Below are 213 nucleotides of genomic sequence, written 5' to 3'. Positions count from 1 at the left end.
CGCGGTGCGCAGTTGCTCCTGAGCGGTGGACGGGCCGACGGAGACGACGACGATTTCAGTCGCAACGCCTTTCTCTTTCAGGCGTACGGCTTCTTCCACTGCGATTTCGCAGAAAGGGTTCATCGACATCTTCACGTTGGCGAGGTCGACGCCGGAATTGTCCGCCTTGACGCGGACCTTGACGTTGTAATCCACAACGCGTTTGACAGCTAC

1 protein-coding gene is annotated in these 213 nt (G+C 58.2%); it reads right to left on the bottom strand.

Annotation, left to right across the window (positions count from 1 at the left end):
* Positions 1–213: electron transfer flavoprotein subunit beta/FixA family protein (locus ACM6IM_RS08660; protein WP_414864853.1), on the bottom strand; the 213-nt coding region annotated here is incomplete at both ends.

Origin of the sequence: Pseudomonas sp. IT-P12 (genome assembly GCF_949767465.1) — a bacterium.
Classification (GTDB): Bacteria; Pseudomonadota; Gammaproteobacteria; order Pseudomonadales; family Pseudomonadaceae; genus Aquipseudomonas.
Note: the sequence above shows the minus strand (reverse complement) of the source record. Positions and strands in the feature narration are given on the sequence as shown.